This window comes from Flavobacterium sp. LB2P53 (genome assembly GCF_003970305.1).
Lineage (GTDB): Bacteria > Bacteroidota > Bacteroidia > Flavobacteriales > Flavobacteriaceae > Flavobacterium.
In genome coordinates this window covers 175,464-186,211 of sequence record NZ_RYDG01000008.1, presented here as the reverse complement: position 1 = coordinate 186,211, position 10,748 = coordinate 175,464, and the positions used below count along the sequence as shown (strand labels likewise).

General features: G+C 32.6%; 11 protein-coding genes and 1 tRNA gene. All 12 read right to left on the bottom strand.

Annotation, left to right across the window (positions count from 1 at the left end; genetic code table 11):
* Positions 1–62: 62 nt before the first annotated feature.
* The 12 genes from EKL95_RS11460 to EKL95_RS11405 all read right to left on the bottom strand — a co-directional run bounded on the left by EKL95_RS11460 (position 63) and on the right by EKL95_RS11405 (position 10,706).
* Positions 63–671 (bottom strand): DUF805 domain-containing protein, encoded by a 609-nt coding sequence (locus EKL95_RS11460; RefSeq protein WP_126564256.1) that lies wholly within the window; start codon positions 669–671, stop codon positions 63–65.
* A 252-nt stretch (positions 672–923) separates the two neighbouring features.
* A complete protein-coding gene (locus EKL95_RS11455) occupies positions 924–1,250 on the bottom strand; it encodes a TM2 domain-containing protein (RefSeq protein ID WP_126564255.1) in 327 nt (108 codons plus the stop codon).
* Positions 1,251–1,644: 394 nt separating this feature from the next.
* The gene (locus EKL95_RS11450) at positions 1,645–2,307 is read right to left on the bottom strand and encodes a hypothetical protein (RefSeq protein WP_126564254.1); all 663 of its coding nucleotides are present in this window, start codon (positions 2,305–2,307) and stop codon (positions 1,645–1,647) included.
* A 253-nt stretch (positions 2,308–2,560) separates the two neighbouring features.
* Positions 2,561–3,220 (bottom strand): ATPase, encoded by a 660-nt coding sequence (locus EKL95_RS11445; protein WP_126564253.1) that lies wholly within the window; start codon positions 3,218–3,220, stop codon positions 2,561–2,563.
* Entirely contained in the window at positions 3,204–4,088 is an 885-nt protein-coding gene (locus tag EKL95_RS11440) for a transcriptional regulator (protein ID WP_126564252.1), read from the bottom strand. Before EKL95_RS11440 ends, EKL95_RS11445 begins: the two co-directional genes overlap by 17 nt.
* Before the next feature lie 56 nt (positions 4,089–4,144).
* Positions 4,145–4,477: a helix-turn-helix domain-containing protein gene (locus EKL95_RS11435; RefSeq protein ID WP_317125165.1), complete on the bottom strand. Its 333-nt coding sequence runs from the start codon at positions 4,475–4,477 to the stop codon at positions 4,145–4,147.
* A gap of 261 nt (positions 4,478–4,738) precedes the next feature.
* Positions 4,739–5,578, bottom strand: a complete 840-nt coding sequence (locus tag EKL95_RS11430; RefSeq protein WP_126564250.1) for an RteC domain-containing protein — start codon at positions 5,576–5,578, stop codon at positions 4,739–4,741.
* A 118-nt stretch (positions 5,579–5,696) separates the two neighbouring features.
* Positions 5,697–6,941 carry a site-specific integrase gene (locus EKL95_RS11425; protein ID WP_126564249.1) on the bottom strand — a complete coding sequence of 415 codons (1,245 nt, stop codon included), beginning with the start codon at positions 6,939–6,941 and terminating at the stop codon, positions 5,697–5,699.
* 251 nt (positions 6,942–7,192) lie between these two features.
* Positions 7,193–7,277, bottom strand: a tRNA-Ser gene (locus EKL95_RS11420).
* A gap of 167 nt (positions 7,278–7,444) precedes the next feature.
* Complete coding sequence (gene ribB, locus EKL95_RS11415) at positions 7,445–8,578, bottom strand: 3,4-dihydroxy-2-butanone-4-phosphate synthase (protein ID WP_126462748.1); 1,134 nt, start codon at positions 8,576–8,578, stop codon at positions 7,445–7,447.
* An 8-nt stretch (positions 8,579–8,586) separates the two neighbouring features.
* Positions 8,587–10,020, bottom strand: a complete 1,434-nt coding sequence (locus tag EKL95_RS11410; protein ID WP_126462751.1) for an LptF/LptG family permease — start codon at positions 10,018–10,020, stop codon at positions 8,587–8,589.
* A gap of 8 nt (positions 10,021–10,028) precedes the next feature.
* Complete coding sequence (locus tag EKL95_RS11405; protein ID WP_231507367.1) at positions 10,029–10,706, bottom strand: LolA family protein; 678 nt, start codon at positions 10,704–10,706, stop codon at positions 10,029–10,031.
* Positions 10,707–10,748: the final 42 nt, after the last annotated feature.

Sequence of the window (10,748 nt, the reverse complement as noted above, 5' to 3'; positions counted from 1 at the left end):
CTATTGAAGAATTTAACAATCAAATTAATTACAAAAATGTAGCTTAACTTAATGTGCAGTTTTTATTTGCATATCCAGTCTACTATATTAATACCTTCTATAGTTTTTTTAAATTCATTACAAAGATATTGTGTAGTATTATCATGCGTTATTACAATAGACCCGGTAGAATCTAACAGGGTATTATTTAAACTTTTAACAAAAGGTATGTTTCTTAGTTGACTTAGTACATTCTGAAAATTACTATAGTTCACATTTCGAACTTCCATCTTAGTAACATTGTTTTTTATTGTTGAATCATTATATATGACCGGTATTATTAGTTGTTCGGGGTATGAACTTTTAACTATACTAATATTATGTTGCGGTGTGCTTTCTAGTTTTGGATTTCCGCCGTATTTGTTTAAAAAGGAATCTCCTTCAATAAATAACATCCATAGGACATAAAATGGAATTATTTGGAACCATCCACTTTTGTCCATGTCATGACATCTCTTAGCACCTTGTGCCCATAAGAACCAAAGCATTGGTATCATTGCCAAGCCAATTCCTGGATTGCCTTCCTTTATAATTTCGTTTATAACAGTATATAACACAAAATATATAATAATGCTTATGCCGTATTCAGTTCTTCTTATTCTACCGTCAAAGGAAAAAGTTTTTTTAAACATAAAATTTACAAGTATAATTCAGGATTAAATTTAATTGCTGATATTTTTCAAATCTACATTGATAAAAATCAGCCTCTTTACGGGAAACCGTAAAACGCAAGAAAAAATATTTATTTATATGGCAATTATAATGTCATTAAAGTATTTTTAGATATTTATAAAAATTAAGCTATGCGAAGAGTAATTTATATAAGAGGTTTTCCGCATAGCATTAATAATGATATAATTTTTAATTTGTAGCAGAAAGAGATCTTATAGTAACTTTGCTTTACTTTTCTGAAATCCTTCCATTGTTATTACTCCTTTTTCCATTAATACATGAAGTCTACCTAATTCCTCCGCACTATTAACGTTCCTTGCTTGATGAAGAATTTTGCCGGGATTATACTTTATATTGAACTTATCTTCATCCATTGTCAATAAAATAATGAAATCAACTAAAGCTATTATCGCCGGTATAAATGTCCAACAGAAAATAAGGTAAAGTAGCCCAAGACCACCTTGTCCTAGATAAAAACGATGAACACCGATCCCTCCTAAAAAGAAAGCTAAAATTGCAGCTGTTGTTTTATTTTTCATATTTTAATGTTTAAATAGGTCCTACTCGTATGGATTTTCGGTTACTCCACGTTTTTAATGGTTTCTCGGCTCCATGTTTCTTAATATCTTAATTGAATTAAACTAAAAAAAGAATTGTTAAATTCTTAAGGCGAATAATCATTTGTTGAACATAAAATATTTATTTCTCCAAACCTACAACCATTAAAAATCGATTCTTTACGGTTTCCCATATTTAAAGAAAATAAATATCTAATTTGAAGTTAATATTAATTTCGTTTGTGTCAAATTATAGTGTTTTGATTGTTCAATTGTAAATAAACTGTATTTTAAAGGATTATACAATACCCACTTTTAGTGATATTGATTTGTTATTGTTATATTCAAAATAAGCCTCGTTTTAAGTTGTAAGTAGCTAGAATTTATTTGCTTGATTTTGATTAAAGTTGCAGATATCCAGATATCGCTGTAATTCGTAGAGATGAACCAACCCGTCCTTGTTATCCGGTACTTGTGCCAACTGCACAAAATTGATGTTTTGGTACAGGAATTTCTCCCCTACAATGTCTTGCATGATGATGAAAATTGCTTGCTGTAACGTCTTTGTATCGCAATACAAATTGTAACTTTTTAAAAAAACTACAATGTCGAACTTCTGGGTTACTTCATGATATTCAACAGGTAAAAAAGTGAGTTCGCTTGCTTTTAATGTTATCTCATGGAAGATATAGGGTTCGTCAAGACCCTTCATAATTTCTTCAATTTTCTCGGTTGGTTGGATGAAAGCGGTGAATTTCCAGGTTTTCAATTGCGGTGCATTGTCGACTAAATCAATTACCTGGTTAAAGTATTTGGGATTGCCATTTGCGGTTATTATTAGCTCAAATTTATTATTATTATTATTATTATTATGAATTGGGAAAACAATCATAAAGTCAATTTCCTTGCAATAATAGCTGAGATTTTTGCTTAGCCAAAAGCTGATGTGTTTTTGGTTTTTAGGGGTTTCGTTGATGCCGTTTTTGATGGTTTGATTGTTGTCTTGGAACCAGTTCCAGAAGGTGTTGATTTTTCTCATTTGTTGTTTTGTTTCAGGTTTAAAGTTTCAGGTTTTTGATTTCTATTTTTTCTTTTTTGCATTGCCCAAAAAAGAAACAAAAAACGCTAGCCCTGGACTGTTCGCCGACCCGCTATTTTCTCAATTCTGAAATCCAACGAACTCGCTTCGCTCAAACAGCGTTGGATTTTTTCAGAATTTTCGAAAAACGGGTGCCCGGCTGCCACAGTCAAAGGGCGGGTTGAACTATGATTGTCAGATGTATTTGTTTGTATTAACGTTTATCCTTTGTTTCTTTATCGAAGGTGATGAGGTTGAACATGGCTCTCATTCTGGAGCGGAGGCGGTTGCCGTAGTTGTTTTCGATTTCGGAGGCGGATAAGTTGGTGGTAATGTGGGTCACCGATTTGTTTTCGACAAACTGTTCATAACGACTGATGAGTACTTCAGCCATTACGTTGCAGTCGTTACCGAAGTGTTTGATTTGCTGTTCGGCACCCAAATCGTCAAAGCAATAACCGGTTAGTTTTGATTGATTGGATTGCTTTAGCGTGTAGCAGTTGATGGCCTCAAAGCCATTTTTGGCAAATTCAAACGAGACTTCCCTACATGTTTTGATTTTGTACTCAGATGCATGATAGGCAAATGGACGTACTAAGTTCATTAGGGATGTTTTTCCGCAACCAATTGAACCTGATAATAGAATTCCTTTTGTTAAGTCTATATTTTGGTTTATGGCAGCTTTCTCATCTTTTATCATATAAATCAACAATTTGTAGATGGTGGGGTGATCCATTTCGCTGATTTGAAACGAACTTCCATAGGTTGTTTTTCCTTGGTTCTCTAGGTATTCGAGACACTTTTGAAAATTATACACTTTGAAACCTTTGTGGACCAAGAAGGTTTCATGGACTGATTTACAATGGTTCGTCATAGTTTTTCTGGGTTGCTGTGTGCAAGTGCATCGGTTTTGGTTGGGCGTTGTAATCGGTTTTTTGGGTGTTAGCAGCAAACTTAGCTGTGTTGAGCATCCAGTTTCTTGCTGCAGCTTTCCAATCTTTCATTTTTGTTTTTCCGCCTATGAGCCAACCAATGCTGGAGTAGTAATTGAAAAATTTATTGGCTTCTATTTGGGAGCTTTCCTTCAAAGAGAAGTATTCCAGTATCATTTCGAGTGATGGCACTGTGGTTTCAAAAAATAAATCGAGTTCAACCACTTTTTCTTTTTTGGCGCAACTTTTTTCTTTTTGCTGCCCGGTCTTCGTTTTTATTTCTATCTCTTTTGGAATTATTATAGGATTCAAATTTTGAACTGGTTGATTTATTAAATTTTTTTCTATATCTATTTTTGTATTGTTTAAATTGTTTTTAACTGTTTGTTTTTTATTATATATATAGAGCTGTTCATTTACCTGTTCAATGACATGTTCATTTTTTGATTCGGTCAAATTGTGAACGGGTTCATTTTTTGAATGGGTTGGTTGTGGTATTTTTGAAATTGTTTTTTCTTTTTCAGAAAAATTGATCATAATGATGTTGGAGCAAGAGTGTGGATTGAATGTCGGATTGTATACCATAAACCCTAAAAGCTCTAATTCTTTCATGCATTTATGATACGTTGCTTTTGAATTGATCTTGCTGGCTTTCATGATTTCTTCCCGAGAAATGCCTGTTGGATTCTTGAATCGATTTACGTTCCAACATTGGAAAAGTGCCAAATAGAGCGAAATGTGTGTTGGATTTAGGTTGGGTTCATAATTAATTTTATTGAAAAATCCAGTGAGGTGTTTGATGTAGTTCATAATCTTAGATAATAGTGAGTGGTGAAAAGTGAAAAGTTAGAGGTACGTGAATTCGGTTAAGGGTTGAGTACTTTTAAGATATCCTCATACTTGTAATAGAGAATACTGCCAATTTTGGTAAAGTTTAAGGTTCCATTGATGCGCAGATTTTGCAATGTACCGGAAGATATTTTCAACAATTTTCGGACTTCTGATGATTTTAGCCATTGCGCTGGCTGTTCTTGTTTGCCGACCATTTCTTTTATTTCTGCGAGCATCACATTACTGAAATTTAGTAGGTCTCTTTTGGTGATGGGTTGGTGGTTGAGTAGTTCTAAATTGTCCACACCAGGGAATAATTTTTTAGGATGTAAGTTCATGTCTAAATGAATTAAATTGTTAGATGACAAAATACTTTCATTTGTTTGACATTTAAACCCAAGGTGAACCCAACTTGGGTATTATTTCACTGTAATTTGCCCTAAATCCCTTTGTTTATAAGGGAATATTTTTTCAAAAGGTGAAAATTCAGTTTTGCAAAATTGGTAAATTGGGAGATTTTAGGTCAAAAATGGTGTTTTTGGGGTAACAACCCAATACGACCCAAGCTTGGGTAATGAATTCCTACAAAATCGAAATTTGTCCAAAAAAAAACCTTGTAATTGCTAGATTTAGTCAAATTCGTCATTGCTGTTTTCATCTAAATTCACACAAAGTCCGTTTAGGAATTTGCCTTTTGGAGTAGGTCTGTTTTTTATGTCAGTAAAGCATCGATAGACACTATTGTCTAATTGTATATTGAAAGCGATACTAAACTCCTCCGCAATTTCTTTTATTTCGGCTTTACCACCGTTGAATATTTTTTGATAATATAGAGAATAAATCAATTCTACTATTTCAATTTTGGTGCCCGTCCAAGAAAGTTTTGATTTTCTTGCAGGATGTTTTATCGTACAGCTGTTATTGATTTGTTCTATTTTTTCTTCTAAGTAAATTTCTAAAAGATCATTGGCTATAATATTGGCCAATTTATAATCATGGGAAGTACACAGTTTTTTATCGAAATATATGGAATTTATATCCGAGTTGATTATCTGTTTATCTAAGTTTCTGACAAAATATAATTGATCATTGTAACTGCTTCCCGATCGGAAGTATTTGTAAAACTCCTTATCTTTTTTGTGAAATTGATAACAAATATCAAGTGCTTTTTCGTAATGCTTTAATTTTTGTTTATTGCTATTGAGTGGCGAAATTGATTCGATATCCAATAACTTTTTATAAAAAATACATTTTGATATTATTTTAAATTTCAACTCCTTAAAAAAGTGAATTTCTTCTTCAATCGAATTGAAAATATACTTTTTCAACCATTTGAAAAGTTCTTTAAGTTTTATTTGTATATACTTAATCGCTTGTTTCGCCTGACTGATAGGATCATTGGTTTCCTTTTTAATTTTTTCAATTTCCAATTCAAATTCACAAAAAAAAGCATCGCAATATATCTTCATATATGAGTTATAGTTTACTAAAATGTTAAACTAAAGTATAACATTAATACAGCGTTAAATCTTACAGAGTAGTTAAATTTTTCAAAACAGCATCCTAAATATTTCCTAATCCCTTAATTTAATTGGTCTTGTCAAGCTTTATTTGGTTTGTATTTTTGAATTTTTCTTTCAGAATCATCATGTCGTTGCTTATTTTTTTGTCCAAAATTTTAGCATAATGTTGGGTAGTTTTTAAATTGGTATGTCCGAGCATTTTGCTTACGGTTTCAATAGGTACACCATTGGAAAGTGTTACAGTTGTCGCAAAAGTATGGCGGGCGATGTGAAACGTTAGTTCTTTATTGATGCCGCATACATCGGCAATTTCTTTTAGATAGGCGTTCATTTTTTGATTACTCAGAATAGGTAAAAGGCGGTTTTCATTTACACAGGTTGGATGATTTTTGTATTTATCGACGATTTCCATTGCTATTGGTAATAATGGGATTTTGGAAGGGGTATCCGTTTTTTGTCGGTTTTTAAAAATCCATTTATCTCCATCTATACCCAAGCTAATGTGGTTTTTGTTTAATTGCTGTACATCGACATAAGCTAATCCGGTAAAGCAGCTGAAAATAAATATATCGCGGACCAATTCCAATCGTTCTGAAACAAATTGTTTGTTCATCATACTTTCTATTTCGTCTTCGTTTAAAAACTCTCTTATGACTTCTTTAACTTTGGCTTTGTAATTCGCAAATGGATTTTTGGTTAGCCATTCATTTGCAAGGCATTGATTGATGATTTTGTGGAAGTTTTTGACGTATTTAACTGCCGTGTTGTTGTTGCACTTGCGAACACTACGCAGGTAAAATTCATACTCCATGATAAAGGCATGGTCAATCTTCTCTATATTAATATCAGAAAGACTGTATTTCCAGTGAAGAAAGTCTTTGGTGTGTTTGAGTGAGGTTTTATATCGCTCTAGGGTTCCAGGGGCATATTCGAGACCCAAAAGCTCTTCTATTTTTCGGTTGTGTTCTTCGAAAATTGCAATTAACATCCGCTCACGCTCTTTAATTCCAGTAAATTCATTTTTGAAGTTTTCAAAGTTTACTGGGATATCTTTTTTGAGTAAAATTTTCTCAATATTTAAAATCTTAGATTTTAAATGGTCAAGATGTCCATTGATTGAACGAGCTTCTTCCGAAGTTCCTTTCATTTTTGACATTTCAGAGTGCCATTTTTCGGGATCAACAAACTTACCAGTACTGTTGTCTAATCGTTGTCGATTGATAGTTATTCTTTGAAAAATTGGGACTAGCCCTTGGGCGTTGACTTTTGCTCTTTTTACATAAAAAAGAATTGAAATTGGTGCATCCATGATGTGGTAACCTTTAAGTTAATAGAAATTTAAAAATTCCATCAACACAAAACAAGATGTTCATATAGTGAACTCCTTATTTTATAGGGGTTTCCAAAGGTAGGGGCACAATACATTTCATTTTACATTGTGCCCCTCGATGTGCCCCTTTTAGTATGAGAAACCATGAATAATTTGGATAGGTTGTAAATTAAAAAACCCTCTAAATCATACGATTTAAAGGGTTTTGGTAGGTTTTTTGAAATAACCAGCGGAGAAAGAGGGATTCGAACCCCCGGACCTGTTACAGTCAACAGTTTTCAAGACTGCCGCATTCGACCGCTCTGCCATTTCTCCAGTAAATTGCTTTCATTATCTGATTGCGAGTGCAAAGATAAGAATCTTTTTTGGTTATACAAATCTATTTTTTTTAAAAAAAGGTCTATTAGATGTACTTATTTTTAATTGTTTCATTTTCTTTACTTTAGCATTTAATTTATTTGAATAAATAAATTATTGTTTTTTTAATAACTGACGTATTCTGTTATTTCTAGTCCGTAACCTATCATTCCTACTCGTTTTCCTGGCTCTGTATTGGATACTAATCGGATTTTTGAAATATCTATATCATGAAGTATCTGCGCTCCGATTCCAAAGTCTTTACTGTCAATTTTAATTTTTGGGGCTTTTATTTCTCCTTCAGCCTGTAAAATTTTAAGCTCTCCAATACGATTCAATAAATTAACAGATTGCATATCTTGATTGATAAACACAACAGCTCCCTTACCTTGTTCGTTAATCACTTTAAACATGGCATCAAGTTGCTGGTCTGCATTATCAGTCAAAGTTCCTAACAGATCATTATTGACTTGCGAAGAGTGTATTCTTGTTAAAATTGGTTCCCCTAAATTCCAAGTCCCTTTTGTCAATGCAATATGGATTTGTTTGTTGGTCGTTTGTTGGTATGCTCTTAAACGAAAGGTACCAAAACGAGTTTGTATATCAAAATCATCTTTCTTAATAATTAGGCTGTCGTGCTGCATTCTATAAGCCACAAGAGCTTCAATGGAAACTAATTTTAGATCGAATTTCTTAGCTACTTTTACCAATTGAGGCAATCGAGCCATAGTCCCATCTTCGTTCATAATCTCTACAATCACACCTGCAGATTTAAAACCCGCTAATCTGGCAAAATCAATTGCGGCTTCCGTATGACCAGTTCTTCTTAGTACGCCTCCTTGTTTGGCAATCAATGGGAAGATGTGACCGGGTCTTGCTAAATCATGTGGTTTGGTATCAGAATTGGCTAAAGATAAAACTGTTTTTGCTCTATCTGCTGCTGATATTCCAGTGGTCACTCCGTTTCCTCTTAAATCAACCGAAACAGTGAAAGCAGTTTCCATTGGGTCGGTATTATTGCTTACCATTACATGTAGGCCTAGCTCCTTACAGCGGCTTTCTGTTAATGGTGCGCAAATGAGTCCTCGGCCGTGTGTGGCCATGAAATTAATCATTTCGGGTGTTACTTTCTCGGCTGCTGCTAAAAAATCACCTTCATTTTCACGATCTTCATCATCAACTACGATAATAATTTTTCCTTGACGAATAGCTTCTATCCCTTCTTCAATTGTGTTGAGTTGTATATTATTTGTAGTCATTTGTACTGTTAATTTTGTGATGGAAATATTTTTTTTAATATTTTTTGAAATGGAGCCAGAATAACATCCACATTTATCAATCCAATATCATTTGTAGCTCTATAAGTTAGTATAATTGCTAAAGGGGATAATAGTATCGAGGACAACCAGGCACCTAAAAAAGGTGACATTTCATTTTCCTGAGCAATTCTTTTGCCAAAAGAGTTTATGAAGTGAAAGGTTATGAAAATTAAAATTGCAAAAACTATAGGTAGTCCCAATCCTCCTTTTCTAATAATTGCTCCCAAAGGGGCACCTATAAAAAACATTAGAAAACATGCAAATACAATTACAAACTTATCATAAAAAGCAAGTAAGTGTTTATTGATATTTTTTTGTTTATTTTCTAATTCGGTTTTAGAGGTATCAATTGAATACACGGTACTACTAATAGTACTTGTCGCTATTCTTAAAATTTCTATTTGTTGCTCTTTAGTGTACAAGGATAAAATATCTTCAGGAAAGGAGTTTTCTATTTTGAACTCCTTTCGTTTAGTATTGCCAGGAATCCGTATTCGTGCATTGCTATTTTCCGAAAATGAAATAATATCATTTTTTAAATTTTTATTTAACGAATCCAATGTATAACTTAATTCATTGACAGTAAGCATAGTATTAGTATTCGCAACGCTTTCGTCATTGACATCTACATTATTAAGTTCTGATAAATCAATGTTGATAATATGTTTTTTAAACGAACTTTTGATAAAAGGCATTTTACTGCGATCCTCATATTTTTCTGGAACTATGTCTTCGTAGTAAAAGCCATCATTTAACACTAATTGTAAAATGCTAGATTGTTCACTACTTATTAATTCGCCATCTCGGGCTTTAATAACTGTTTTACTCCCGTCACCAACGTTTGATTTTTTATGAATAGTCACACCTGTAAGGATGTTTCCGTTGTCACCTGTTTTTTTATTTACCTTAATGTTATAAAAACCAACATCACTAAATTGTCCTTCAGCTATTGCCAAGGCTGGTTTTACTTGTGCAATATTTTTTCTGAAATTGATAAATTTATACTCCGCATAAGGAATCACATTATTAGAAAACAGAAAAGCTACTATACTTAATAAAATTATAAATACCGTTAAGCTTCTCATGGCTCTTTGCAAAGAAATTCCAGAAGATTTCATTGCCGCAAATTCATAATTTTCTGCTAAATTACCAAATGTCATTATGGAAGACAGTAATATCGAAAGGGGAAGTACTAAAGGCACAATCCTAGGCATTGAAAATGCTAGGAATTTTATGATCATGAGTAAATCTAAATCCTTTCCTGCTAATTCAGCTATGAATAACCAAACGGTTTGAAGTATAAATATAAAAAAAAGAATTACAAATACTGTGGTAAATGTAGTCAGGAATGTTTTTAATAAGTATTTGTCGAGAATTTTCACCTAATAAATTAATCTAATTTGTTGATGTAGTAATTTGGATATTTACTGCTTGCAAATGTAAATTGATTTTTTGACAAAGGTTGGTTGGTTTTGAAAGAATTAACCGTTAATGTTGTTTTTGTCCCTTTTTTTCCTATTTCAATCAAATTGTAGATGTGTTTCGTTTGTACATCAATTCCTAATAACACCTCTTTTCTTTGGTCTTTAGAGTTAAACGGTATCAACTTTATATACTGAATTTTTCTACCTCTGACATTTTGTAAAACATCCATATTGTACTTATAACCAGTATTGAAAAACGTTAACATTTTAGAAGGTGTAATTGCATTGTCATCTTTGTCATTGACCGTTGAAATTGTAATTTCCTCATCTTCAGGAACAATGGTATAGGCTTTTTTTCCGTCATAAATTTTAGTTACTCCCATGAAATTTAAAACATATTGATTGCCTTTCATGGTAACATTTCCTTTACTTTCCTGATTAATGTTTTCTTTTGTATTATTCAAAGAATACTTAAAATCAATTATTATAGTATTGTAGCTTTTGACTTTTGCAGTAACTTGGTCTAAAAGATTTTTTGCTTTTTTATCCTGAGCTTGTATCGAAAAACTAAAAAGTAATAAAGTGGTAATAAAAATAAGTCTTTTGCTCAAGTTCTTTAGATTGCTTTTTTTGAATGGCTTCATTTGTTCGCTTTTACTTGAGTTTTGAATCTTTGTTTTCATGTT